Annotated in this window: 25 protein-coding genes and 1 pseudogene; 7 read left to right on the top strand and 19 right to left on the bottom strand. The window is 70.2% G+C overall.

The features are described from left to right. Positions 1 to 1,115: 1,115 nt before the first annotated feature. Positions 1,116 to 1,625, bottom strand: a pseudogene (locus tag BMY74_RS46975) (hypothetical protein); the annotation flags it as partial. A gap of 716 nt (positions 1,626 to 2,341) precedes the next feature. Between BMY74_RS46975 and BMY74_RS12880 the strand changes: the two are divergent. Then, positions 2,342 to 3,433, top strand: a complete 1,092-nt coding sequence (locus BMY74_RS12880) for an adenosine deaminase (protein ID WP_089914863.1) — start codon at positions 2,342 to 2,344, stop codon at positions 3,431 to 3,433. Here BMY74_RS12880 and BMY74_RS12875 read toward each other — a convergent pair. The 7 genes from BMY74_RS12875 to BMY74_RS12845 form a co-directional block, all read right to left on the bottom strand. After that, positions 3,399 to 4,397 (bottom strand): dTDP-glucose 4,6-dehydratase, encoded by a 999-nt coding sequence (locus BMY74_RS12875; protein WP_089914860.1) that lies wholly within the window; start codon positions 4,395 to 4,397, stop codon positions 3,399 to 3,401. The genes BMY74_RS12880 and BMY74_RS12875 overlap by 35 nt on opposite strands. A 3-nt stretch (positions 4,398 to 4,400) precedes the next feature. After that, positions 4,401 to 5,144: a GntR family transcriptional regulator gene (locus BMY74_RS12870; RefSeq protein WP_089914856.1), complete on the bottom strand. Its 744-nt coding sequence runs from the start codon at positions 5,142 to 5,144 to the stop codon at positions 4,401 to 4,403. A gap of 88 nt (positions 5,145 to 5,232) precedes the next feature. Continuing rightward, positions 5,233 to 6,450: a primosomal protein gene (locus BMY74_RS12865; protein ID WP_089914853.1), complete on the bottom strand. Its 1,218-nt coding sequence runs from the start codon at positions 6,448 to 6,450 to the stop codon at positions 5,233 to 5,235. Between the two features lie 54 nt (positions 6,451 to 6,504). Beyond that, a complete protein-coding gene (locus BMY74_RS12860) occupies positions 6,505 to 6,951 on the bottom strand; it encodes a YbaB/EbfC family nucleoid-associated protein (protein ID WP_089914850.1) in 447 nt (148 codons plus the stop codon). After that, positions 6,939 to 7,292 carry a YbaB/EbfC family nucleoid-associated protein gene (locus tag BMY74_RS12855; protein WP_245786080.1) on the bottom strand — a complete coding sequence of 118 codons (354 nt, stop codon included), beginning with the start codon at positions 7,290 to 7,292 and terminating at the stop codon, positions 6,939 to 6,941. The genes BMY74_RS12860 and BMY74_RS12855 overlap by 13 nt, the downstream gene beginning before the upstream one ends. A 40-nt stretch (positions 7,293 to 7,332) precedes the next feature. Next, a complete protein-coding gene (locus BMY74_RS12850) occupies positions 7,333 to 8,520 on the bottom strand; it encodes a C40 family peptidase (RefSeq protein ID WP_089914847.1) in 1,188 nt (395 codons plus the stop codon). Beyond that, on the bottom strand, positions 8,517 to 8,843 hold the full coding sequence (locus BMY74_RS12845) for a type VII secretion target (RefSeq protein WP_089914844.1): 327 nt from the start codon (positions 8,841 to 8,843) through the stop codon (positions 8,517 to 8,519). Before BMY74_RS12845 ends, BMY74_RS12850 begins: the two co-directional genes overlap by 4 nt. Before the next feature lie 92 nt (positions 8,844 to 8,935). Here BMY74_RS12845 and BMY74_RS12840 point away from each other — a divergent pair, with 92 nt between their 5' ends. Further along, positions 8,936 to 9,472: an SMI1/KNR4 family protein gene (locus tag BMY74_RS12840; protein WP_089914842.1), complete on the top strand. Its 537-nt coding sequence runs from the start codon at positions 8,936 to 8,938 to the stop codon at positions 9,470 to 9,472. Here BMY74_RS12840 and BMY74_RS12835 read toward each other — a convergent pair. From BMY74_RS12835 to BMY74_RS12825, 3 genes are all read right to left on the bottom strand, one after another. Continuing rightward, complete coding sequence (locus BMY74_RS12835; protein WP_089914839.1) at positions 9,469 to 9,990, bottom strand: VanZ family protein; 522 nt, start codon at positions 9,988 to 9,990, stop codon at positions 9,469 to 9,471. The two genes, BMY74_RS12840 and BMY74_RS12835, sit on opposite strands and share 4 nt — an antisense overlap. Before the next feature lie 76 nt (positions 9,991 to 10,066). Continuing rightward, entirely contained in the window at positions 10,067 to 12,250 is a 2,184-nt protein-coding gene (locus BMY74_RS12830; protein WP_089914836.1) for an FtsX-like permease family protein, read from the bottom strand. Further along, complete coding sequence (locus tag BMY74_RS12825) at positions 12,247 to 12,921, bottom strand: ABC transporter ATP-binding protein (RefSeq protein ID WP_089914833.1); 675 nt, start codon at positions 12,919 to 12,921, stop codon at positions 12,247 to 12,249. Before BMY74_RS12825 ends, BMY74_RS12830 begins: the two co-directional genes overlap by 4 nt. A 109-nt stretch (positions 12,922 to 13,030) precedes the next feature. Here BMY74_RS12825 and BMY74_RS12820 point away from each other — a divergent pair, with 109 nt between their 5' ends. The 3 genes from BMY74_RS12820 to BMY74_RS12810 are packed head-to-tail and all read left to right on the top strand — an operon-like array spanning position 13,031 to position 14,975. Continuing rightward, positions 13,031 to 14,161: a sensor histidine kinase gene (locus tag BMY74_RS12820; protein WP_143091557.1), complete on the top strand. Its 1,131-nt coding sequence runs from the start codon at positions 13,031 to 13,033 to the stop codon at positions 14,159 to 14,161. Further along, entirely contained in the window at positions 14,158 to 14,784 is a 627-nt protein-coding gene (locus tag BMY74_RS12815; protein WP_089914828.1) for a response regulator transcription factor, read from the top strand. Before BMY74_RS12820 ends, BMY74_RS12815 begins: the two co-directional genes overlap by 4 nt. After that, a complete protein-coding gene (locus BMY74_RS12810; RefSeq protein WP_218159612.1) occupies positions 14,781 to 14,975 on the top strand; it encodes a helix-hairpin-helix domain-containing protein in 195 nt (64 codons plus the stop codon). The genes BMY74_RS12815 and BMY74_RS12810 overlap by 4 nt, the downstream gene beginning before the upstream one ends. A gap of 5 nt (positions 14,976 to 14,980) precedes the next feature. Here BMY74_RS12810 and BMY74_RS12805 read toward each other — a convergent pair whose 3' ends face one another. The 7 genes from BMY74_RS12805 to BMY74_RS12775 all read right to left on the bottom strand — a co-directional run bounded on the left by BMY74_RS12805 (position 14,981) and on the right by BMY74_RS12775 (position 21,019). After that, a complete protein-coding gene (locus tag BMY74_RS12805; RefSeq protein ID WP_089914823.1) occupies positions 14,981 to 15,844 on the bottom strand; it encodes an aldehyde dehydrogenase family protein in 864 nt (287 codons plus the stop codon). After that, a complete protein-coding gene (locus BMY74_RS12800) occupies positions 15,837 to 17,264 on the bottom strand; it encodes an aldehyde dehydrogenase family protein (protein ID WP_089914820.1) in 1,428 nt (475 codons plus the stop codon). Before BMY74_RS12800 ends, BMY74_RS12805 begins: the two co-directional genes overlap by 8 nt. 4 nt (positions 17,265 to 17,268) lie before the next feature. Beyond that, positions 17,269 to 18,225 carry a deoxyribose-phosphate aldolase gene (deoC, locus tag BMY74_RS12795; RefSeq protein WP_089914818.1) on the bottom strand — a complete coding sequence of 319 codons (957 nt, stop codon included), beginning with the start codon at positions 18,223 to 18,225 and terminating at the stop codon, positions 17,269 to 17,271. A 201-nt stretch (positions 18,226 to 18,426) separates the two neighbouring features. Next, on the bottom strand, positions 18,427 to 19,071 hold the full coding sequence (locus tag BMY74_RS12790) for a DUF1707 SHOCT-like domain-containing protein (protein ID WP_245786079.1): 645 nt from the start codon (positions 19,069 to 19,071) through the stop codon (positions 18,427 to 18,429). Positions 19,072 to 19,090: 19 nt separating this feature from the next. After that, positions 19,091 to 19,288, bottom strand: a complete 198-nt coding sequence (locus BMY74_RS12785) for a hypothetical protein (protein WP_143091556.1) — start codon at positions 19,286 to 19,288, stop codon at positions 19,091 to 19,093. A 92-nt stretch (positions 19,289 to 19,380) separates the two neighbouring features. Beyond that, positions 19,381 to 20,373, bottom strand: coding sequence for a Gfo/Idh/MocA family protein (locus BMY74_RS12780; RefSeq protein ID WP_089914809.1), 993 nt, complete (start codon positions 20,371 to 20,373; stop codon positions 19,381 to 19,383). A 34-nt stretch (positions 20,374 to 20,407) separates the two neighbouring features. Beyond that, positions 20,408 to 21,019 (bottom strand): maleylpyruvate isomerase N-terminal domain-containing protein, encoded by a 612-nt coding sequence (locus tag BMY74_RS12775; RefSeq protein ID WP_177229718.1) that lies wholly within the window; start codon positions 21,017 to 21,019, stop codon positions 20,408 to 20,410. Positions 21,020 to 21,053: 34 nt separating this feature from the next. Here BMY74_RS12775 and upp point away from each other — a divergent pair, with 34 nt between their 5' ends. Beyond that, entirely contained in the window at positions 21,054 to 21,677 is a 624-nt protein-coding gene (upp, locus tag BMY74_RS12770; RefSeq protein ID WP_089914806.1) for a uracil phosphoribosyltransferase, read from the top strand. Between the two features lie 95 nt (positions 21,678 to 21,772). Beyond that, a complete protein-coding gene (locus BMY74_RS12765; protein WP_089914804.1) occupies positions 21,773 to 23,071 on the top strand; it encodes a glycoside hydrolase family 18 protein in 1,299 nt (432 codons plus the stop codon). A gap of 104 nt (positions 23,072 to 23,175) precedes the next feature. Here BMY74_RS12765 and BMY74_RS12760 read toward each other — a convergent pair whose 3' ends face one another. Beyond that, entirely contained in the window at positions 23,176 to 23,775 is a 600-nt protein-coding gene (locus BMY74_RS12760) for a TetR/AcrR family transcriptional regulator (protein WP_089914798.1), read from the bottom strand. Positions 23,776 to 23,810: the final 35 nt, after the last annotated feature.

Here is a 23,810-nt window from a genome sequence, read left to right as displayed (position 1 = left end):
ACGGCGCGTGTGAGCGCTCCCTCCATGGTCACGTGTGTCGGGCGGGAAGCGGTTCACCGTGAACGCGGAACGGCCCCGGAGCTGGGCAGCTCCGGGGCCGTTCGGTGCAGGTCAGGCTGTGTGGGCGATCAGGCGCCCTCGGCCGCCAGGTCGTCGTCGTCCACGTCCTTGCCGCCGTTCGCGGGCTTCGGGCCGCCGTTCTTGCGGGTCCGGCGCTGCGGGCGCGGCAGGGCGGTGGGCGGCGGGGGAGGCGTGGGCGAGCCGCCGCCGAGGATGAGCTCGGCGAAGGTGGCCATGGCCTCGTCCAGCTGGCCGCCGATGCGCAGTTCCGACTCCTGGTTCGACTTGCGGACCAGGGACTGCAGCGAGTCGGTGTCCGGGCGGGCGCCGACGGTCTCCGCGACCTTGGACAGGCCCGCGTCGACCGAGCCGCCGAGCTCGGCGATCCGGGCGGCGAAGCCGTCCTCGACCTTGTCCAGGCGGTTCGTCATGTTGTCGAGCTGCGAGGTGACGAGCTCCAGGCGGCGGGCCAGGGACTCGAGGCGGTCGGCGGCGTCGACCTGGTCGCGGGACTGCTCGATCGCCGCGTACAGGGCGGTGCGGGCCTCGTCCAGCTTGCCGTTGACGACCTCGCGGGTGTCGGCGACGGCCGACGCCAGCTCGGTGCGGGTCTCGTTGAGGGACCCGGCGAGCGACTCGCGCGCCTCGTTGAGGGAACCGGCCAGCGAGTCGCGGGTCTCGTTGAGCGAGCCGGCGAGCGAGTCACGGGTCTCGTTGAGCGAACCGGCGAGCGAGTCGCGGGCCTCCGCCACGACGCCGGCCAGTTCGCCGCGGGTCTCCGCCACGGCGCCGGACAGCTCGGTGCGGGTCTCGGTGAGCGATGCGGCCAGCTGGTTGTGGCGGTCGGTGACCGCGGAGACCAGCTTCTCGCGGCTGTCGTTGATCGCTCCGGCCAGCTCCCCGCGGCTCTCGGCGATCGCGGCGGCCAGCTCGCTGCGAGCGGCGGCGAGGGCGTCGCGCTGCTCGTCGGCGCGGCCGTGCACGCTGGAGAACGACTCGGCGAGGATCTTCTGCAGGGCCTCGCGGGTGCCGTCGAGGTGCTCGTGCACGCCCTCGTCGACCTCGTCGAGACGCCCACGCAGCGCGGCCTCGAGTGCCTCGACGCGCTCGCGCAGCGGGTTCGTCACCGCGGCCGGGATCGCGTCGACCTTGCCGTCCTGCTTGTCCAGGTGGCCGTCGAGGTCGTCGATGCGCTTGTGGATGCTGGAGAGCTTGTCCTCCAGGCCGTCCATGCGGCCCGCGACACCCTCGAAGCGGCCGGCGACGCCGTCGAGGCGCCCGTCCAGCTGCGCGAACGGCTTGGCGAGCTTGTCCACCAGGGCGTCGACCGCGCGACCGATGCCGGCGACGGCGTTGTCCTGGGCCTCCAGCTTGGCGAGGGCCTCGTCCAGGCGCTCAGCGAGAACGCTGACCTCGGTGCGGTCCGGCAGCTCCGACAGGCGCTTGCGAACCGAACCCAGCGACTCCAGAGGCGACATCCGGGCGTGGATCTCGTCCAGCGCGTCGAAGATCTGCTGCTGCTCGCTCTCACGGATCTCCGCGGCGCGCGTGAGCATGTTGCGCATCCGATCGAAGGACATCGTGGAGTTGTTGTTCTCTGTCACGGCTGAGTGCCTTCGTCCAGGGGAGGGGGAGACCACGGGAGCCTATCCGCGTCACGGGACGTCTCTGTACCACCCCCGACTACAAAAGGCCGGGCGCGGACGGGCGACTGACCCGATCAGGCTACCTGACTACTCTGAACGCCGAGTCACTGGTCGGGCGCGGGCGGTAGCGGCTGGTGATGTTCCTACCTTGGGGTGACTCAAGCCTCGCGATGGTTGCAGAAAGTTGCTGATCACGGATCTGCAACGACGTTGACCGGACAAATGATCATATCCGGGGGAAGATCGTTTTTGCTGGTGGTGGGGCGGCGTGTCGGCGTGTTCCACCCGGTGGGGGCCTGTTTCACGGGTCGCGTTGTGCGGGTTCGGGTGTGCGCGGGTCGGCTGTGTGGGCTCGTGGCGGTTCCGGCGGAGTTGGTCGCGTTTGGTCGGTCGGGTCGCGCTGCGGGGGCGGTTGCGGCGCGTCGCCACACCAGGCTGCGGGCATGGGCGGCTTACGCCTTCGGTTGTCCGGTTGGCACGGCGCGGCTGGCCTGCGTGTGGGTCGGGTTGTGTGGGCGAGTGCGGTCGGCACCGCGCGCCGGGCCCGCGTGCGTGGTCGCGGTGGGTGGCCGGGTGTGGTTGGCACCGCTCGTCGTCGCCCCGGCCCCGTGCGGCGGCTGGAGTAACGTGTAGCAATGTCCACGCCGCTTACCCTGGAGACCATCCGCAGCGCGCCGAAGGTGTTGCTGCACGACCACCTCGACGGTGGCCTCCGCCCGCAGACGGTGATCGAACTCGCCGATGCCACCGGCTACCAGGGCCTGCCCACCACCGATGCGGGCGTCCTCGGCGGCTGGTTCCGCGACAACGCCAACTCCGGCTCGTTGGTGCGCTACCTCGAAGGCTTCGCGCACACCTGCGGTGTCATGCAGGACGAGCAGTCGCTCGTCCGCGTTGCCGCCGAGGCCGTCGAGGACCTGGCCGCGGACGGTGTCGTTTACGCCGAGATCCGGTACGCCCCCGAGCTCAACACGGAGAAGGGGCTGTCCCTCGAGCAGGTCGTCGAGGCCGTGCAGGAGGGGTTCCGGGTCGGCGAGCAGCGAGTTGCCGCCACCGGGCGGAAGATCCGCATCGGGACGCTGTTGTGCGCGATGCGGCAGAACGAGGGCTGGTTGCGGATCGCCGAACTGGCGGTCCGGTACCGGGACCTCGGGGTCGTCGGGTTCGACATCGCCGGGCCCGAGGCCGGGTTCCCTCCCACCAAGGGCATCGACACGTTCGAGTACCTGCGCCAGCAGAACGCGCACTTCACGATTCACGCCGGTGAGGCGTTCGGGTTGCCCTCCATCTGGGAGGCGATCCAGCACTGCGGTGCCGAACGGCTCGGGCACGGGGTGCGGATCGTCGACGACATCAAGGTGTCGGGGGACGGGACCGTCCAGTTGGGACGGTTGGCCGCCTACGTGCGCGACCGTCGCATCCCGCTCGAGATGTGCCCTACCTCGAACCTGCAGACCGGTGCCGCGCCCACGCTCGCCGAGCACCCGATCGGGCTGCTCGCCAAGTTGCGGTTCCGCGTCACGGTCAACACGGACAACCGGCTGATGAGCGACTGCTCGCTGTCGAGCGAGTTCGCGGCGCTGGCCGAGACGTTCGGGTACGGGTGGGCCGATCTGCAGTGGTTCACGATCAACGCCATGAAGTCGGCGTTCCTCGGGTTCGACGAGCGGCTCGCGATCATCAACGAGCTGGTCAAGCCGGGGTACGCGGCGCTGACCGGCCGATAGCCCACGCGCTCTCGTCGATCGGGCTGAGCTCCAGCAACGGCTCCCACCACGCGCGGTTGGCCGCGTACCAGCGGATGGTGTCCCGGACACCGGCCTCGAAGCCGATCTCCGGGCGCCAGCCCAGTTCGCGGCCGATGCGCGTGGAGTCGAGCAGGTAGCGGCGGTCGTGGCCGGGGCGGTCCGCCACGACCGACTTGCGCGTCGGAGGCAGTCCCAGCTCGTCCAGGACCAGGTCGGCGATCTGGTCGACGCTCGCCTCCACGCCCGTGCCCACGTGGTAGGTCCGGCCGACGACACCGTTCTGCAGGACCGCGTCGATCGCGCGGCAGTGGTCGAGGACGTGGATCCACTCGCGGCGGTTGTCGCTGGAGGCGTAGACGGGCAGCTGCTCGCCGTTCAGGGCGCGGGTGGTGAAGAGCGGCAGCACGTTCTCGGGGAACTGGTTCGGGCCGTAGTTGTTGGCGCAGTTGGTGATCGTCACCGGCAGGTCGAACGTCTCGAAGTACGAGCGGACGGCGTGGTCGGCGCCGGCCTTCGACGCGTTGTACGGCGTGCGCGGGCGGTAGGGCGACTCCTCGTGGAACGCCTCCACGGCGTCCAGTGCGAGGTCGCCGTACACCTCGCACGTCGAGACGTGGTGGAACCGCCGGACGCCCGCGCGACGGCACGATTCCAGCAACGCCTGTGTGCTCAGCACGTTCGTGCGGAAGAAACGGGCGGGATCCAGCACGGCCAGCGAGTTGTGCGACTCGGCGGCGAAGTTCACCACCACGTCGACGCCCTCCACGTCGGCGTCGGCGATGTCCGCGTGCACGAACGGCACGTCGGACGGCAGGTTCGTCACCGTGCCGCGGTAGGTCAGGGCGTCGAGGGCGATCACCTCGTCCGCGGGGTGTTCGCGCAGCCAGTAGCGGGTGAAGTGCGAGCCGATGAACCCGGCCGCACCGGTGACGAGCACGCGCATCGGTCAGTCCTCCGTGGGAATCGCTGCTACTCCAGGGGGTTCCGCGCCGGGCCAGCCGCGGAACTCGACCTCCAGCTGGAACCGGTGGCCCAGGTAGTGGTGCTCGGACAGGGCGATCGGCTGCTCGGCGCCGTCGAACGCGATGCGGCGCACCAGCAGCACGGGCGTGGTGGCGGCGACGCCGAGCAACGTGCCGACGTCACCCGCGGCGACGGCCGCGATGCTCTGGCGCACGACCGCGATCTGGTTGCCGTTGCGCCGCAACGTCTCCCACGTGCCGGGCGACTCGGCGTCGGCGCGGCTCACCGGCGCGGCCAGCGCCAGCGGCACCCACTCGGTGACGACGTCGAGCGGCGTGTCCCCGGTGCGGCGCAACGAACGCACGCGCAGCATCTCGCCCGCGCCCAACGTTACGGCGACGGTCGAAGGCGCCTCGCGGTAGCCGTACTCGAGAACGGTCCGCACCAGGGACACACCGGCCTCGGCGACGGCCGACTGCGCGTGCTGGAACGTGCCGAGCGCGAGTGGCTGCGCGAACGACACGACGTACCAGCCGGCGCCCTTCTTCGAGGCCAGCAGACCTTCGTCGCGCAACTGCTCCAGAGCCCGGCGCACGGTCACGCGGCTGACCTCGTAACGGCGACCGAGCTCGGCCTCGCTCTCGATCGACCCCGCGGGGCCGTAGTCGCCGAGCGTGATGCGTTCCCGCAGGTCGGCGGCGAGGCGCTGCGACCGAGAACCTGTCATAAACCTGTATCATACAGATGAGGCAAGCCTGTTCGACGAAAAGGGCCGCTCACCACGTGGTGAGCGGCCCTTTTCGCGGAACAGGACGTCAGTTGACGTTGAGCCGGTCCTCGAACTTCGCCTGCAGCTCGCGGAACGCGGCCACCTCGGCGTCGTACGGGGCGGACGGCGCGAGACGCGTCGGGTCCGGCGCCACGACGAACGACACGAGCCAGCCCAGCGACTCGGACGAGGCGAGCGCGTCCTTCACGGACTCGTCCTCCGACCACTCCGCCGCGTCCTCGAACAGTTCGACGGCGAGGTCGAGCTGCTGCGGGTCGAGCGCGTCGGGGCCCTCCTCCATGTCCTCGGCGATGCCGGTCAGCACGTAGACGTTGTCGTCGTCCACGTCGACGTCGAGCTCACCCGCGGTGGCCTTGACCTTGATGTCGTTCCAGGTCTCGACCTCGGCCAGGTCGTGCTCGTCGTTCTCGGCGACGAAGCGGCTCAGCGCGCGCGGCGAGGTGAAGGCCTCGATCTTGCCGCGGCGGCCCAGGAACACCGGGTCGTCACCGAGGTAGCAGCGCAGCGTGTAGAACTCGCCGGCCGACGTGATGATCTTGATGGGGTCGACGCCGACCTCGGCCCAGAAGCCGGTGGGCTCGTCCTTCTCGTCGTCGGACTCCTCGTCGGGGGAGTCGACGGCGGCGGCCGCGGCGGTCTCGGCCTCCAGCTTGGCGAGCTCCTCCTGCGCGACGGAGAGCTCCTTCTCCGGCACCTCCGGCGTGTTCACGACGCCGTCGATCGCGTCGAGGACCTCGTCCCACTTCTCGGAGACGACCTCGGACAGCTCGCCCCACAGCTTCGCGCCGTCGCGGCCGCTGAACGGCAGCGTGCCCTGCGGCAGCAGCGAGAAGCCCTCGGCGCTGTCCAGCACCTCGTGGACCTTCTCCAGGTCGCAGACGTCCGCGAGGGCGCGCACGATCGCGACGACGTCGGCGAGCTCACCGATCGTCCACGTGTCCGGGTCCTCCGCGACGAGCTCGGGCACGCCGACGAGGTCGAACTGGTGGTTGTCGTCCGGCGAGAGGTCCGCCACGCCGAGTGACGGCACGACCGGCCACGCTGGGTGGTCGGTCAGGTCGTGCTCCTCGGCGGTGCGCACGAAGGCGGCGAGGTGAGCGGCGTCGGGGAAGACGAACAGGTCTTCCTCGTCACCGAGGAACGCCTCCCACTCCTCGCCCTTCTCGCGCCAGCGGGGTGCCCACAGCGTGACGACGTCACCCTGCGTCAGCCCCAGCTCGATGGGGACGATGTCCTGCGCCATCCTGACCTCCCGGTCACGCCTGCCTGATGCCGTGGTCGAGGGTAACGGTGCTGATCACCGAAGCCACGAGGGGTTGTCGAAGAAAGCGTCGTCGTCGGAGTCCTCGGCCCGCGGAGTCCTCGGCCTGCGCTCCGGCGGTGCCTGCTCAGCAGGGGCTTTGGGCGGTACGACCGGGTTCCACGTCGACCGGAAGGGTGAGTCGCCCGCGATCGATTCGACGTCGATCGCCATTCCGTCACCGAGGGCCAGCGCCATCTTGTTGAAGCTGGCCTGCACGGCCGCGTTCGTCGCCAGCCGCACGGTCTCCGTGACGACCTGGCCGACGGCCTGCGCACCCTGCTGGAGCAGCGACGGGTGCAGGTGCAGGGCCTTGATCTCGCCCTTCGGCGAGGCCGTGACCATGCACGTCCCGTTCGGGTGCTCGACCGTGGCGATGAGGGCCGCGAGCTCGCGCTGGAGGCGCTCGGTGGCCTGCATGCGGTCCTCGTTCACGGCCGCCACCCGAACTCGTCCTCGTCGCGCCCGCGTTCGATCCCCATGGCCGTCAGCTCGCGCGGGTCGACCACGCGCTCCAGCGTCTGGTGCAGGCGGGTGTTCGCGTTGCGCTGCGCCTTGTCGGCGATGCGCATGATCTCGGCGGCGAGCGCCTGAGGGCCCATCCGCAACGCCGCCGGGCTCACCGCGATCTGCTGCGGCGGGCCGCCGGGCGTGGCGACCACCGTGACGGCGCCGTCCGGGGAGGACGCCCTGCCCGTGACGGGACCACTGCGCGTGACGTGCTCCGTCACCGCCTGCTCGACATCGCGCACCTTCCGCGCGGCGCGCTCGACGTCGTCGTCCACCTGATCACCCCCTGGTGCCGACAGTCTGCCGCACTTCCACTCAGCCCGTGGGGCGGTAGAAGCCGTAGAACGACATGCCGCTGTTCGTCGTGCGGATCGGCTGCACCTGCACCGGGTCGCCGGCCTCGACCATCTGGCCGTTGCCGATCACCATCGCCACGTGCCCGTCCCACACCACCAGGTCACCCGGCAGCAGCTGGTCCGGCGGCACCGAGGCGCCCATCGCCTGGGACGAGGCCGGTCGCGGGATGTCGAAGCCCGCGCCTCCGTACGCCCACTGCGTGAGGCCGGAGCAGTCCGTGCCCTGGGGCGGGTTCGCGCCACCCCAGACGTACGGGGTGCCCAGCGCGGACAACGCGTTGCGCACGGCCTTGGCCGCGGTCTCGTTCGGTGCCTCGGCGCTGCTGCCGTCGGGCAGGTTCACGCCGACGCCCTCGCCGGGCTGGGGCGGGATCGCGACGGGCAGGCGCGGGCCTGATCCGCCACCGCCACCTCCGCCGCCCCCACCACCGGAGCCGCTTCCGCCCCCGCCACCGCCGCCGCCTCCTCCGCCACCGGAGCCGGAACCGCTGCCGGAGTTCGAGCCGGGACCGGACTCCTGCTGCTTCGGGGTGTCGGTGGCGCTCGACGCCGAGGTGGTGCCCTCGTCACCGCCGAGCGGCTCGCCGAGCTTGCCCAACGCGCCCGCGTCGGGCTTCTGCAGGCCGTTGAGCTGCCCGACGAGCTGCGTGAGCTGGTCGCGCACCTTCTGCAGTTCGGCGGAGGTCTTCGACTGGTAGCCCGACGCCATGCCGGCGAGGTCGGCCAGTGCCGCGAGCACCACGCCGGGGCCCGCCAGCAGGGACGCGGCCAGCGCGGCGGCGAGCTTCGGGGTCGCCTTGGACGTGAACTCGTCGATGAGGCCCTGGATCGCCGTGCGGCCACCGGTCACCGCGGTCACGCCGGTCGAGGCCGCGGTCTTGATGGCCGAGGCGTTGGAGGACAACAGGGTCGCGGCCGAGGAGAAGGTGGCGACGCGCGAGGTGAAGGCGTTGGCCTTGTCGCCGGACCACGAGTTCAGCACGGCCGTCGACGCCGAGGAGTGCTTCGAGCCCAGGTCGGAGATCGCCGTCTGGGCGCGGCCGAAGGCGTCTCCCGCGCGCGTCGCGCCGCCGGTGTCGCCGTCGAGCTTGGCCAGGTCCTCCTTCATGGGCGCGATGAACTGGCTCAGCAGTCCCTCGACGCTCATACCTGCGCCGCCTTCGTGATCGACGCCTTGTGCGCCTCTTCCTGGGCGATGTAGGAGTCGCGGGCCTTCGCGACCGCCGTGCCGAGACCGGCGAGGCCCGTCGACGCCGCTTTCAGCGCGTCGAGCTGGGCCTGCGCGGCCGCCTGGAAGGCCGCGTTGAGACCGACCTCGGCGCCGATCTTGCCGAAGCAGTCGCCCGGCAGCGACGTCGTGCCGTTCAACGTGCCGGTGCCCACCGCGCCGACCTCGCCCGCCAGTCCGCCCACCGCGGAGGCGTATCCGGTCAAGGCGTCGAAGTCGACCTTGAGGCCCTGTTCCGCCATCTGAAAGCTCTTCCCCCGGTAGTGACCTGTTCGCCTTGATCCTGCCCCGATGAGCGGTACCTCGCCCGTCGTTCCGCCAAGATCATGGAACGGTGGGTGTGATCGAGCACTGGAACCGGATCCTGGCATGGCTGGCGGAGCACGCTCCGGCCACCCGTGCCGTCCTGCGTCCGAGGTATGACGCGCTGCCGGATCTTCGGGTTCCGATCGATCTCCAGCTGTGGTGGAGCGTCTACGGCGGCACCGAGGAGGGCCTGTACGCCGAGATCCTGCCGCCCTTCTACACGCCGCTCGACGCCGACAGGGCGTTCGTGCTCAGGGACACCCACGCGAGCAAGCCCGTGGACGGCTCCGAGGCGGGTGCGCCGACCTCGGGCTTCCACCCGGGCTGGCTGCCGATCGCGTTCGACGGGACCGGGGACGTGCTGGCGGTCGACCTGCGGCCCGGGGTGCTGCGCGGCTGCGTGGTCGAGTGGGACCAGGAGCGCAACGAGATGGTCAAGCCGGAGTGGACGTCCGTCGTGGAGATGTTCGACCAGGTGGCGACGGCCCTGGAGACGCGCAGCACGGTCGGGCACTGCTTCCCGGAGGTCAACACCGCGGGCGAGCTGGGCTGGCGGACCAGCTAGCGGGCGCTGACCAGTTCGCGCTGCGGCACCGACGTCGCCTTGGCGCGGGCGTGGACCTTCACGAGGGCCAGCGCGCAAAGCCAGCCGAGCGCGGTGCCGGTGGTGTTGGTGATCAGGTCGTCGACGTCGAAGATCCGGTTCGCCCACAGCAGCTGCGAGCCCTCGATCAGCAGTGAGACGCCGTAGCCGATCAGCGCGGCCTGGCCGACGGTGCGCTTGCCCCAGAACATCAGCATCGCGCCGAGCGGCACGAACAGCAGCACGTTCAGCGTCATCTGGTCGAACGCGATCTGCCCGTCGCGGAAGGTATCGGCGATCCACTGGAACGGGACCAGCTGCACGGACTGCTGCGGCGCGACGGTCTGCATCGGCAGGAACGTCGCCGAGAACAGCATGCTCGCGTACACGGTGATCGCCGCGCCGCGGAAGGTCAGCTGGCGGAACAACAGCTGCGGCAGCAGGAAGACGACGGAGAGGAAAACGCCCCATTGGATGCTCGCGAGCTGTGCATTCGTCATGAATCCAACGTAGGAAAACGGCCCTCCGCGCACATCGCGCTGAGGGCCATTCTGACCTCGTACTTCCGGCCGAGTGCTACTCCGCCGCGTAATCCCGAGGGCTGATGCCGCGTAGTACCGGCCCGCACGCCAGGGCCGCTACCAGCGCGACCAGCACGCCGACGCCCACGGGAGCGGCCACCCAGGGCGTGAGCGGCAAATCCTCGCCGCCCATCAATCCGCGCGCGAGACTGAGCAGTCCGAGTCCCACGACAATTCCCGCGGCACATGCCGCAATTGTGACGGCGAACACGGGCAGGACCACTTCCCGGCGCAATGCGTGGGCCAGGACGCGAATCGGGGTTCCGGCCGCGATCAAAGCGCCGAACGTGCGCCTGCGGTCGATCACAGACCCCGCCGCCGCGACCGCCGCGCCGATGCCGCCGAGCACCGCGGCGATGGACAGGCCGATCACCGTGGCCCGCCGCAGGTCCTCCGTCAGCGTGTCGCCGCGCAGGCCGCGTGCCTCGTCCGACAGCGGCGCGCCCGGCAGCGCGCGGATCATCGCGGTGTGCACGGCCTCGCGGTTCTCCGGCGTCGTCGGCACGCCGACCAGCGACACCGCGCCCTGCACGGACGGCAGCAGTTCGGGGTCGATCACCGCCTCGACCCGGCCGGTCGGGGTGAACGGGCGGGTCTCGTACTGCGCGGGCAGTTGCGCCCTGATCTCGCCGTCGCGCGAACTGGCGCGGAAGTGGTTCCACTGCAGTGTGGTCGGCGCGTACACGGCCGGGCCGTCCGCGCACTTCAGCTCCATCACCCGCGCCACGTCGGCGCACTTGCCGACGACGACGCTGTAGCCGTAGTGGTCAGGGTCGCCGTTGCCGAGGCCGCCGTCGAGCATCGTCACGATCGGCGCCGACGTCACCAGCCGCAGCGGGGTGACGTCCACCCCGACCTGCTCCGCGACGATCGCGTCGGACCGCCACGTCGTGTCCCGGCCGGGCACCGTGGACTCGAGGCCCGGCAACATCGTCAGCGCCATCGAGCCGGTGAAGACCGCGATCACCACACCGGCCGAGCCGCGGAACGCCGCCACCGGGTCGCCGGAGAGCCTGCGCCCCGCGAGCAACGTCGACGGCCTGCGCCAGCGGCCCACGAAGAACCGGCCGACCCACGCGGTGACGACGGGACCGGCGAGCACCAGCGCGAGCGCCACGGCGCCGAGACCCGTGAGCACGACGGTGAACCTGTCGCCGCCGCCTCCCTGCTGCGCGTACGTGATGCCGAGGAAGAACACGCCGATCGCACCCGCGATCATCAGCAACCGCCACGACCGCACCTTGCGCTTCTGTTCCGCCACAAGGGGTTGCTTGACCACGCGGCGCAGTCCCATGATCGCCGCCGCGACCACGAGCACCGGCGCGAGCACGGCCACCGCGGTCGTGACCGCCGGATCGGGCACGAAGTCACCGGGGTACCAGGTGCCGCCCTCCCACGGGATCTTCGCCGTCACGTGGCTGAACGGCTGCGCCAGCACCACCCCCAGCGCGCTGCCGACGACGGCGCCGACCGCGGTCTCGATCGCCGTCATCACGATGACCTGGCGCGGGGACGCCCCGGCGAGCCTCAGCGCGGCGAGCCGCCGTTCCCGCTTCGCCGCCGTCAGCCGCGCGGCCGACGCGACCAGCACGAGGCACGGCACCACCAGCACCACGAGCCCGACGCGGGTGAGCAGGTAGAGCAGGCCCTTGTAGTCGTCGGTGTAGGTGGCGTAGGTGTTCGCCAGCCCGGTGGTCTCGTCGCCGTTCGACACCGCGTCGTTGCCGACGATCGCGACCAGTTCGCCCTCGTACTTCAACGCCTCCGGCCCGAGTTCGGCGATCACCGTGCCGGGGAACCGGTTGCCGAGGTTCTCCGCCGGGGCCGCGCGCACCAGGTCCGCGAGGGCGGGGGACAGCAGCACCTCACCGGCCTCCGGGAACCGCGCGATCCCCCTGGCCACCGGCACGTCGCCCGGTTCGTTGCGCGCGACGTCCCACCGCTCGATGACCAGCCCCCGGTAGGAGTCCCTCGTCATCGCGACGGAGATCGTCCCCTTTCCGCCGGCGTTGGTGTGCACGTCGCGCCACGCCGTGCGGTCGGCGCGCGCCTGCAGGCCGTTCGGCGCGGCGAGCAGCCACAGGACCAGCGACACCGCGATCATCACGCCGAGCGCGACCAGCACCGTCGCGACCTGGCTGCGGCGGTCCCTGCGCAGCACCGCGAGAGCGATCCTCACGCGGACACCCCCGCCGCGATCTTCCCGTCCTGGATCTCGACGACGCGCAGCGCCCGGTCCGCGATCGCCTTGTCGTGCGTGACGATGACGACGGCCGCGCCGGTCTCCTCGGCGGCCTGCAGCAGCGCGGTCATCATCTCCTGGCCGGTCCGCGTGTCGAGGGCACCGGTCGGCTCGTCCGCGAAGATCACCCGCGGCCGGTGTGCCAGGGCCCGCGCGATCGCGACCCGTTGCGCCTGCCCGCCGGACAGCTCGCTCGGCAGCCGCTTCTCCAACCCCTGCAGGCCGAGTCGCGAAAGCCACAGCCGTCCCGCGCCGAGCGACTCCTCGCGCGACCCGCCGGCGAGCAGCATCGGCAGCGCCGCGTTCTCCTCGGCGGTCAGCTCGGCCACGAGCATGCCCGACTGGAAGACGAACCCGAACGCCGTGCGCCGCAACGCGCTGCGCCCGTTCTCGTTCAGCTCGCCGATCGCACGCCCGTCGAGGAACACGTCGCCGCCGTCGGCGCGCAGGATGCCGGACAGCACGTGCAGCAGCGTCGTCTTGCCGGAGCCGGACGGACCGACGACCGCCAGCACGTCCCCGGCGGAGATGTCGATGTCCACCCCGGCGAGCGCGTGCACGTCGCCGTAGGTCTTGACCAGGCCACGAGCGGCCAGAACCGAATTCATGTTCCTCACGGTGCCGCGTCCGGGCCCGGGAAACCTCAGCCTTGACGACACACCGGATCAGCCGGATGACCGAGGCCGCGGAGGTGACGTGGTCCTACCGTTGTCTCCCGTGGACAGTCATCGGGGCCAATGGCCGATCGCCGCCGTCCTCGCCTTGCTGATGCTCGGCGAGCTCATCATCATGGGCGACCTCGGGACCGGCGGCGCACTCGTGTGGCTGCTGACGGTGCCGATCTGCATCGTGGCCGTCACGTCGTTCAAGTCGCGGGCCTTCACCATCCCGGTCGCGGTCGTGGCGATCTTCCTGGTGTCGCTCGTCATGGGCTTCTTCCACGTGTCGGTGCCGACGATCCTGAGCCCGCTGACCATCGCCGAGACCGGCGCGTGCCTGGTCATCACGGCCGTGGTCGTGCGGGAGGAACCCCGCCGCTCCGCCACCTGGTCGGTCGGTGCGCTGGTGGCCGTGAGCTTCTTCGCCGCCATCACCCGCGGCAACTGGCTCTTCGGCAGCAACTACAACGAGATGATCGGCTCGCTCGTCCTGGGCTTCGCCGCCGTCGGCACGGGCCTGTACTTCCGCGCCCGCGACGCCGAGAGCGGCCGCCTGATCGCCGCGGCCGTCACCGACGCGCAGAAGGAGGAGCGCATCGCCCTGGCCCGCGAGCTGCACGACGTCGTCGCCCACCACGTGACGGGCATGCTCGTGCAGGCCCAAGCCGCCCTGGAGGTCTCCGGAAACGACCCGCAGGCCGCCCACCGCCTCCTGCCGGGCATGGTCCGTTCGGGCACCGAGGCACTGGGGGCGATGCGGCGCCTGGTCGGCACCCTGCGCCAGGGCGAGACCGAGGCCGCCACCACCGACCTCGCCGCCGACGTCATCGCGGCCGTCGAACGCACCCGCGAACTGGGCTTCGAGACCCGCCTGCGCATCGACCTGCCCGACGAGGTGGCCCCCGAGCTCGGCCGCTCGGTCCTGCGCCTGGTCCAGGAGTCGCTCACCAACGTGCACAAACACGCGGTGCGGCCCACCATGATCGACGTGGACATCTCCCGCACGTCCGCAGGGGCGTTGCGCGTGGTCGTGGCCGACGACGGTCAGGTGCACGAGCTGAACCAGGGCGGCTACGGTCTCGTCGGCATGCGTGAGAGGGTCGACCTGCTGGGAGGCCTGTTCTCCGCCGGTCCCCGTGAGACCGGCTGGCAGGTGCTCGCCGAGCTACCCCTGGAAGGGAAGAAGTGATCTCGGTCCTCATCGCCGACGACCAGGAAATGGTCCGCGTCGGCTTCCGGATGATCCTGGAGAAGCAGCCGGACATCACCGTGGTGGCCGACGTGCCCGACGGCGTCTCGGCCGTCACCGCCGCCCGCGAGCACAAGCCGGACGTGGCGCTGCTCGACATCCGCATGCCGGGGCTCGACGGACTCGAGGTCACCAAGAAGCTCTCGCCGACCACGAAGGTCGTCGTGGTGACGACGTTCGACCTGGACGAGTACGTGCACACGGCGCTGGAGAACGGCGCGTCCGGGTTCCTGACCAAGGACGCCGGTCCGGCGCTCCTGGTCGAGGCGGTTCGTGCCGCGGCGGCCGGGAACGCGCTGATCTCGCCACAGGTCACCGTGCGGATGCTGGAGCACTTCGCGCGGCCGGCCGAACGCCCCGACCTGTCGTTGCTGACGGCGCGGGAGCAGGACGTGGTCCGGGAGGTCGCTCGCGGGCTGTCCAACCAGGAGATCGCGTCGTCGCTGTTCCTGTCGCTGTCGACGGTCAAGACGCACCTGGCGTCGGTGCAGACGAAGCTGAACGTGAAGAACCGCGTCGGGATCGCCTCGTGGGCGTGGCGGGCCGGGCTGGTGAACTCGTGACCTCGGAGTTCCCGCGCACGATCGGCAAGGTCGCGGCCCGTGAGCTGGCGGCGCACGGCTACACGACGTTCGACTCGCTGACGAAGGTGTCGGCGAAGGAACTGCTGAAGATCCACGGCGTCGGCCCGAAGGCCGTCCGGATCCTGGGGGAGGAGCTGGCGGCGCAGGGCAAGACCTACGCCGCCGACTAGCTGCCCTACACACCCATCGGGTGCCAGACCGTCTTCGTCTCCAGGAACGCGCGCAGGCGCGACATGTCCGGCGTGGCCGTGAAGTCCTCGTTCACCTTGTTGCGCAGCACGCGCTTGACGGTGCCGGCGGCAGAGCGCTCCAGGTCCGCGCGGATCGACTCCGGCGCACCCGTCAGGTCCAGCGCGTTCACGTCACCGTGCGAGGCGAGCCACGGCGCGATCTCCGCCGTGCGACCGGTGATGATGTTGACGACGCCGCCGGGAACGTCGCTCGTCGCGAGCACCTCGGACAGCGTGATCGCGGGCAGCGGCCGGTCCTGCGAGGTGATGACCACGCAGGTGTTGCCGCTCGCGATCACCGGGGCGATCACCGAGATCAGGCCCAGCAGCGACGACTGCTGCGGGGCCAGGACCGCCACGACGCCCGTCGGTTCCGGGGTGGAGAACGAGAAGTACGGGCCTGCCACCGGGTTCGAGGAACCCAGGACGGCCGCGATCTTGTCGGTCCAGCCCGCGTACCAGACCCAGCGGTCGATCGCGGTGTCCACGAGGGACTGCGCCTTCTTGAGCGCCACGCCCTCGGACGTGGCCACCTCGGTGATGAACTGCTCGCGGCGGCCTTCGAGGACCTCGGCCACCCGGTACAGGACCTGGCCGCGGTTGTAGGCCGTGGTGCCCGACCAGCCGCCGAAAGCCTTGCGGGCAGCCGAAACCGCGTCGCGGGCGTCCTTGCGCGAGCCCTGGGCGGCGTTCGCGAGGAACGTGCCCTTCGAGTCCGTCACCGGGTAGCTGCGGCCCGACTCGGAGCGCGGGAACTTGCCGCCGATGTAGAGCTTGTAGGTCTTCGCGACCGTGAGTCGATCAGACATCGAGGTAGGCCTCCAGACCGGTGCGGCCGCCCTCACGGCCGAAGCCCGACTCCTGGTACCCGCCGAACGGCGCGGTCGGGTCGAAGCGGTTGAACGTGTTGGACCACACCACACCGGCGCGCATCCGTTGTGCCATCCAAAGGATGCGCGAGCCCTTCTCGGTCCAGATGCCGGCGGACAGGCCGTACGGCGTGTTGTTCGCCTTGGCCACCGCCTCCTCCGGCGTGCGGAACGTGAGCACGGAGAGCACCGGGCCGAAGATCTCCTCGCGGGCGATGCGCATGGCCTGCGACACCCCGGAGAACACGGTCGGGGCGAAGAAGAAACCCTTGTCCGGCAACGGGCACGACGACGTCCAGCGCGTGGCGCCCTCGGCCTCGCCGGACGCGGTCAGCTCCTGGATCTTGGTGAGCTGCTCGCGCGAGTTGATCGCACCGACGTCGGTGTTCTTGTCCAGCGGGTCGCCGACGCGCAGCGTGCTGACGCGGGCGTGCAGCTTTTCGATCAGCTCGTCGGCGATCGACTCCTGCACCAGCAGGCGGGATCCGGCGCAGCAGACGTGGCCCTGGTTGAAGAAGATGCCGTTGACGATGCCCTCGACGGCCTGGTCGAGCGGGGCGTCGTCGAACACGATGTTCGCGGCCTTGCCGCCCAGTTCCAGCGTGAGCTTCTTGTTCGTGCCCGCGAGCTGCCCCTGGATGACCTTGCCGACGTCGGTCGAGCCGGTGAAGGCGACCTTGTTCACGTCCGCGTGCCCGACCAGCGCGGCACCGACGTCACCGGCACCCGGGATGATGTTGACGACACCCGGCGGCAGGTCGCACTGCTGGATGATGTCCGCGAGCACCAGCGCCGTCAGCGGCGTCGTCTCGGCGGGCTTGAGCACCACGGTGTTGCCGCACGCGAGCGCCGGCGCGATCTTCCACGCGGCCATCAGCAGCGGGAAGTTCCACGGGATCACCTGCCCCGCAACACCGAGAGGCTTCGGGTCGGGCCCGTACCCCGCGTAACCGAGCTTGTCCGCCCAGCCCGCGTGGTAGAAGAAGTGCGAGGCCGCCGTCGGGATGTCGGTGTCGCGCGACTCCTTGATCGGCTTGCCGTTGTCGAGCGACTCCAGCACCGCGAGCTCACGGCCGCGCTCCTGGATCTGCCGCGCGATCCGGTAGATGTACTTGGCCCGTTCGGATCCAGGCATCTTCGACCACACGCGGTCGTAGGCCTTGCGCGCGGCCTTGACCGCGGTGTCCACATCGGACTCGGACGCCGTCGAGACCTCCGCGAGCACCTCTTCGGTGGCGGGGTTGATCGTCTTGAGCGGCTCGCCCGTGCCCTCGACGAACTTGCCGTCGACGAACATCTTGTAGGCGGGCTTGAGGTTCGCGATGTCCCGCGACTCGGGCGCGGGGGCGTATTCCCACATGTCTTCAGTCCACCGTCACGTAGTCCGGGCCGCTGTAGTGGCCGTCCAACTGGGTCCGACGCTGCATGAGCAGGTCGTTGAGCAACGTCGACGCGCCGAACCGGAACAGGTGCGGGTCGAGCCACTCCGGACCGGCCACCTCGTGCACGGCCACCAGGTACTTGATCGCGTCCTTGGTCGTGCGGATGCCACCCGCGGGCTTCACCCCGCGCAGCTCACCCGTCTGCTGCTTCCAGTCCCGCACCGCCTGCAGCATCACGTGCGTCACCGGCAGCGTCGCCGCGGGCTGCACCTTGCCGGTGGACGTCTTGATGAAGTCACCACCGGCCAGCAGCGCGAGCCACGACGCGCGGCGCACGTTGTCGTACGTCACCAGCTCACCGGTCTCGAGGATGACCTTGAGGTGCGCGTCCCCGCACGCCTCCTTGATCTTCACGATCTCCTCGAACACCTGCCCGTACCGGCCGCTCAGGAACGCACCCCGGTCGATCACCATGTCGACCTCGGACGCGCCCTGCTCGACGGCGAACCGCGTGTCGGCGAGCTTGATGTCCATCGTGCTGCGCCCGCTCGGGAACGCCGTCGCGACGCTGGCGACGTTGATGCCCGTGCCCACCAGGTCGTCGGCCGCCGTCTTCACCATGTCCGGGTAGACGCAGACCGCCGCGACCTGCGGCACGTCGGGCCGTTCGGGATCCGGGCGCTTCGCCTTGGCGGCGAGACTGCGCACCTTGCCGTGCGTGTCCGCGCCTTCGAGCGTGGTGAGGTCCACCATGCTGATCGCCAGGTCGATGGCGTGCAGCTTGGAGGCCTTCTTGATGCTCCGCGTGCCGAGGCCCGCGGCTCGTTGCTCGACGCCGACCTGGTCGACGCCGGGGAGCCCGTGCAGGAAACGCCGCAGCGACGATTCGTCGCGCACGGCGTCAGCCAGGGCCGACGGCAGTGTCGTTGGAGCAGCCATGCCAGGGAGTCTAGGCGGAATGGGACGCCCGTCCTAAGTGACGGTGTTCGCGCTGCTCAGGGGTGCTTAGTGGGCGTTCACCAGGGCTGGCTGACGTGCCGCGCGGCAGTTCGCCCAGCCGGTTGGGGACCGCGGTTCAGCCTCTCGGCCGAGCCGAATCGAGCCGAGCCCGCAACCGACAACTGGCCGCAGTCGGGTCAGTCACTCGAGCAGTTCGCGCAGCACGTTCTTCTTGGGCTTCTTCGGCCCCTTCACCTCGACGCCGCCCATGATCGCGAGCCCCGTCACCCGCACCGTCGGCGCGCCGGGGATGTGGCGCCGCACCGGCACCTTCTCCTCGAACGCCCCCATGAACCCGAACCCGTCGACCTTGACGTTGATGTCGTCGGGCACCCGGATCTCCACGCCGCCCCAGAACGCGAAGCAGCTGATGGTCACCTCGGCCTCGGCGAAGTTCGCGTGGGTCAGGTCGATCTCGATGCCGCCCATGATCGCGACGGCGTTGTGCATGCGCGGGACGACCCAGCCGCCCTTGCGGTTCACGCCGGACCAGAAGGCCACCGACACCGCGCTGCCGGGTTCGCCGCCGATGCGGTCGCTCACCGCCGGCTGGTACTGCGGCACGGCGGGGGTCTGCGGCAGGCCGCTCAGCACCAGGTCCGCGGTGATGGGGACGAGTTCGCCGTAGGTCTTCGCGGCGTAGACGGCCACGAGTCGCTCGTCCAGCTCGTGGATGTCGAGGCGGCCTTCGGCGGTCGCCTGGTGCAGCACCTGCGCGATCCGTTCCCGGTCGGCGTCGGAGGCGCGCATATGGCTCTGGTCGGCGGGTACCAGCTCGTCGCTCACCCGAACGAGTCTAGAACGCTCACTTGCGGTTCGGTGCGTACTTGACGGTGATCGCGAAAGCGATCACCAGGAGCGCGGCCAGTGCCGCCGCGAGGGCCGGGCTGTAGGTCCACGTCAGCGGCAGCACGCCGATCGCCACCGCGAGTGAGGCCGAGACACCCAGGATGACCAGCGGGGACTCGCACATCTGCTGGACGGGCTTCTGTTCGGTCGTCACCGTTCGCACCTCCGCGTCTCAAATGGTCATGAGACTTTTCGGAGTCGCTTTGTCGATTCTTTACTCCCGGAACGGGTTGTCCGGCCCCCTGATCAGGTGGTGGGCTGCCGCAGCGGCAGCCCGGCCGCGCGGTAGATCGCGTCGATCACCGTCATGTTCCGCACCGCGTCGTCCGCGGTCGTCGGGAACGGCTTGCCGTGCAGCACGGCGTCGGTGAACGCGTCGAGCTGATAGGCGTAGGTCGGGCGTTTGCCGAACGTCTCGGACGACTTCTTGTCCTTGAGCCGCAACGACAAGCGGTGCACTGCGTGCGGGCCGAGCGGGTTGAAGACCTTCAGGGTGCCGTTCTCGCCGACGGCCTTCATCGACAGCTTGAACACCGTCGACGACCACAGCGACGTGTGCACGGAACCCGTGTGGCCGGAGGGGAAGCGCAGCGAGGCGCGCATCGCGCGGTCGATGGAAGGCCCGCGCAGCAACGCCTTCGCGGACCGCACCTCGGGTTCCTCGCCGCCCAGCAGTCGTGCCATGTGCACGGCGTAGCAGCCGGCGTCCATCATCGCTCCGCCCGCGAGCGAGTAGTCGTAGCGGATGTTGGAGAACACCGGCAGCGGGAACGCGACGGTGGCCTCGACGTGCCGCAACGGCCCGAGGACGCCGGACTCGATGATCTCGGCGACCCGCACGGCCAGCGGGTGGTAGCGGTAGTGGAACGCCTCCATCACCACGAGACCCGACGCGTTGGCCGCCTCGGCGACCCGCGCGGCCTCCGAGGCGTTCGCGGTGAACGGCTTCTCGCACAGCACGTGCTTGCCCGCTTCGAGCGCGGCCAGCGTCCACCTGCCGTGCAGGCCGTTCGGCAGCGGGTTGTAGACGGCGTCGACCGCCGGGTCGGCCAGGAGGTCCTCGTACGAACCGTGCACGCGCGCGATGCCGTGCTTGTCGGCGAAGGCCTGGGCCTTGTCCGCCGAGCGCGCGGCGACCGCCACGACCTCGGCCACCGTCGAGGAACGGGCGGGCCGGATGACGGCCATCGGCGCGATCGTGGCCGCGCCGAGCACTCCGATGCGCACGTGGTCTGTCACGCGGCCGACCCTACACCTCTTCGGTTAACGCCGTTTACTCCATCAGGTCGGTCTCGCGCGCCGGGAAGAACGGGATCTTGTCGATCGGTGCCGGGTCCGACCAGTTCCACGACTCCATCTGCCGGCGGGAGCGCCTGCCGAAGAACGCGCGCCACAGCTCGTAACCGTCGACGTCCAGCGTGATCGGGCCGTCGCCGAGCTCGCCGAGCTCCGTCTTCACCGTCACTTCGGTCAACCGGCGCGGCGTCATCCACACCAGGGTCGGCTGCCACACGGTGTCCGGCAGGCGGTCGCGGCCCAGTGCCGCGCGCAGGTCCGCCTCGTGCGTGATCGCGTCCAGCGCCAGCTGGTACGGGATGCGCGGCATCTCGCCGATCCGCTCGCCGAAGTCGTTCCACTGCTCCAGCAGGTCCTGCACGGGGACGTTCTCGCGCTCGGCGACGTGCCGCGCCGTCCACTCGTCCGACGGCGCCCCCTCCATGCGGCCGCTGACCAGATCGGACGCCTCACCCGAGAGGTGCGCGACGACCTGGTGCACGGTCCACTCAGGACAGGCGGGGACGGTCCGCGCGAGCTCCTCGGCGCTCAGGCCCATGGTCAGGCCGACGACGCGCTGCCGTGCCTCGCGGTAGATCTCTTCGAACACCCCTGGCTCCTCGCTGCGGGTTACGGTGTCGGGCATGGACGTCCTGGTCGTCGATCATCCACTCGCCAAGGCGAGACTCACAACGATGCGTGACGCGCGCACGGACAATGCCGCATTCCGCGCCGCGCTGCAGGAACTGACCGTGATGCTGGTCTACGAAGCGATGCGCGAGGCACCGCTGAAGGAAGACCGCACGCACACCCCGGTTGCTCGTACCACCGGCTACAAGCTGGCAAACCCGCCGCTGCTGGTGCCGGTGCTCCGCGCCGGCCTGGGCATGGCGGACCAGGCGCACAAGCTGATCCCGGACGCCCAGATGGGGTTCGTCGGGCTGGCGCGCGACGAGGAGACGCTGCAGCCGACGCCGTACATGGAGTCGCTGCCGGAGGACCTCGCCGGGCGCCCCGTGTTCGTGCTCGACCCGATGCTCGCGACCGGCGGCTCGATGGCGTACACGATTCGCCTGCTGACCCAGCGCGGCGCGACCGACGTGACGGCCGTGTGCGTGCTCGCGGCGCCCGAGGGGATCAACGCGCTGGAGGACTCGAAGCTCCCGTGTCGTCTCGTCACGGCGTCGGTGGACGAGAGGCTCAACGACTCCGGCTTCATCGTGCCCGGTCTGGGCGACGCCGGTGACCGTCTGTACGGGGCGGTTTAGGACATACCTCCGATCGGACGTAGCAGTGGTCTAGACCTCAGGCCTATCGTGCTCTGGACCACACCGCCGCTGCCGCGATCCGATTGAGGAGTCACATGTCCAGACGGAGATGGGGTGTCGCCGCACTCGCGGTCGGCGCCCTGTCAGCGTCGCTGGCCTCCGCGCCCGCGAACGCCGATGTCGAGACCAATGGGCACCACGGCTATTCGAAGACCCGCACGGTCGGGTACTTCATCCAGTGGGGCGTGTACGACCGGAACTTCCGGGTCAAGAACCTCGTGGACAGCGGGGCCGCCGCGCGGCTCACGCACCTGAACTACGCCTTCGGCTTCCTCGACGAGGCGGGCAAGTGCGTGAGCGCCGACCCGTGGGCCGACTGGCAGATGCCCCACACCGCGGAGCAGTCCGTGAGCGGCAAGGCCGACGAGGCGGGCCAGGTGCTGCTGGGCAACCTGAACCAGCTCAAGCAGCTCAAGGCGAAGTACCCCAAGCTGAAGGTCAACATCTCGCTGGGTGGCTGGACGGGCTCGCGCTACTTCTCCAACGCCGCGCTGACCGCCGAGTCGCGTGCCGCGCACGTCAAGTCCTGCACCGACATGTGGATCAAGGGCGACCTGCCCGGCCTGCCCGCGGGTGCGGCGAAGGGCGTGTTCGACGGCATCGACCTCGACTGGGAGTGGCCGTCGAGCCCGGGCAACCCGACTCCTCCGAACGTCATCCGTCCCGAGGACAAGCAGAACTTCACCCTGCTGCTCGCCGAGTACCGCAAGCAGATGGGCTGGAACCGCGACCTGACGGCGTTCCTGCCGGCCGACCCGGCCCAGATCGACCGCGGCTTCGAGGTCAGGAAGGTGTTCTCCTACCTCACCTTCGGCACGCTCCAGGGCTACGACTACCACGGCGCGTGGGACCCGGAGGCGAACCAGCAGTCCGCGCTGCGGGTGCCGAAGGGCGACCCGGCGCAGTTCGAGTTCAGCTCCGAGGTGACGGTCGACGCGTGGCTGTCGCGTGGCGCCCCGCGCTCGAAGGCCGTGCTCGGCGTGCCGTTCTACGGCCGCGGCTGGGACGGTGTGGCCCCCGGCAAGCGCAACGGCCTGTTCGGCACCGGTGTGCCGGCGCCCGCCAAGTACGAGGCCGGTTACGAGGACTTCCACCGCATCAAGGCGAAGCTCTCCGAGCCGGGCAACTCCTACAAGATCTACCGCGACGAGCGCGCGGGCTTCGCGTGGATCTACGACGGCAAGACGTGGTGGACCTACGACGACGCGACGGAGATGAAGCGCAAGGCGCGCTACATCAACTCGCGCAGGCTCGGTGGCGCGATGGTCTGGTCGCTCGACGGCGACACGCCGCAGGGCGAGCTGATCAAGGCGCTCGACGGTGCGCTGAAGTAGTGCCGCACCACTGAGACGGACTGTCCTAACCGGACAGTTCAGCGGGTCCGGGGAGGTTTCGCGGCGGCCGCCTCCCCGGATTCCGTGGTGTCACAGCGTTGATGTCACAGCGTTTTCCCGGTCTCCGCCCGCCAGCCCCTGCCGTGCGCGCGCAACGCGAGCTCGTAGGTGGCGGCCGCGTCGATGCCGGGCGGCAGGTTCCCGTTGAGCTCCAGGCTCACCAGGCCGTGCGCGATGCCCCACATCGACATCGCGATGTGCTCCGGGTCCTCCGCGAGGTACACGCCCTGCTCGACCGCGCGCCGCACGGCGTTGATCACGGGCGCGAACGTCCTGCCCGCCGCGCGGCTCATCTCCTTCGTCGGCTCGACGACCTTCGAGTAGAGCACCGAGTAGAACTGCGGGTCCTCCAGCGCGCTGCGCCGGTACGCGAGCCCGATCTGCAGCAGGTCCTCCGCGGGGTCGTCGGTGACGGGCACCGCGGCGAGGCTCGTGCCGAACTGCGTGAACGCCTCGTCGTACAGCGCTTCGAGCAACGCGGGTTTTCCGCCGAAGAGGGAATAGACCGCCGTGGTCGAGGTGTTGACGTCGGTGGCGATCTTGCGCAGGCTCACCGCGGCGGGGCCCTCGGTGCTGAGCAGTTCGCCCGCCCGCTCGAGCAGACGCCGCCGCAGCGCGTCGTCGTGGGTCTTGGGCCTGGGCATCGGGCAATCCTATCGGCCTCTGGCCTCAGTGGTAT

Origin of the sequence: Lentzea albida (assembly GCF_900111005.1) — a bacterium.
In the GTDB taxonomy this organism is placed as follows: Bacteria; Actinomycetota; Actinomycetes; order Mycobacteriales; family Pseudonocardiaceae; genus Lentzea; species Lentzea albida.
The sequence above is the reverse complement of the archived record's forward strand: the minus strand, read 5'-3'. Positions and strand labels throughout refer to the sequence as shown.

Bases quoted from the DNA above. Each gene is read 5' to 3' on its own strand.
- BMY74_RS12880 (WP_089914863.1), top strand. From the start codon at position 2,342: ATGTCCACGCCGCTTACCCTGGAGACCATCCGCAGCGCGCCGAAGGTG.
- BMY74_RS12875 (WP_089914860.1), bottom strand. From the start codon at position 4,397: ATGCGCGTGCTCGTCACCGGTGCGGCCGGGTTCATCGGCTCGCACTTC.
- BMY74_RS12870 (WP_089914856.1), bottom strand. From the start codon at position 5,144: ATGACAGGTTCTCGGTCGCAGCGCCTCGCCGCCGACCTGCGGGAACGC.
- BMY74_RS12865 (WP_089914853.1), bottom strand. From the start codon at position 6,450: ATGGCGCAGGACATCGTCCCCATCGAGCTGGGGCTGACGCAGGGTGAC.
- BMY74_RS12850 (WP_089914847.1), bottom strand. From the start codon at position 8,520: ATGAGCGTCGAGGGACTGCTGAGCCAGTTCATCGCGCCCATGAAGGAG.
- BMY74_RS12845 (WP_089914844.1), bottom strand. From the start codon at position 8,843: ATGGCGGAACAGGGCCTCAAGGTCGACTTCGACGCCTTGACCGGATAC.
- BMY74_RS12835 (WP_089914839.1), bottom strand. From the start codon at position 9,990: ATGACGAATGCACAGCTCGCGAGCATCCAATGGGGCGTTTTCCTCTCC.
- BMY74_RS12825 (WP_089914833.1), bottom strand. From the start codon at position 12,921: ATGAATTCGGTTCTGGCCGCTCGTGGCCTGGTCAAGACCTACGGCGAC.
- BMY74_RS12805 (WP_089914823.1), bottom strand. From the start codon at position 15,844: ATGTCTGATCGACTCACGGTCGCGAAGACCTACAAGCTCTACATCGGC.
- BMY74_RS12800 (WP_089914820.1), bottom strand. From the start codon at position 17,264: ATGTGGGAATACGCCCCCGCGCCCGAGTCGCGGGACATCGCGAACCTC.
- deoC (WP_089914818.1), bottom strand. From the start codon at position 18,225: ATGGCTGCTCCAACGACACTGCCGTCGGCCCTGGCTGACGCCGTGCGC.
- upp (WP_089914806.1), top strand. From the start codon at position 21,054: ATGGACGTCCTGGTCGTCGATCATCCACTCGCCAAGGCGAGACTCACA.
- BMY74_RS12765 (WP_089914804.1), top strand. From the start codon at position 21,773: ATGTCCAGACGGAGATGGGGTGTCGCCGCACTCGCGGTCGGCGCCCTG.
- BMY74_RS12760 (WP_089914798.1), bottom strand. From the start codon at position 23,775: ATGCCCAGGCCCAAGACCCACGACGACGCGCTGCGGCGGCGTCTGCTC.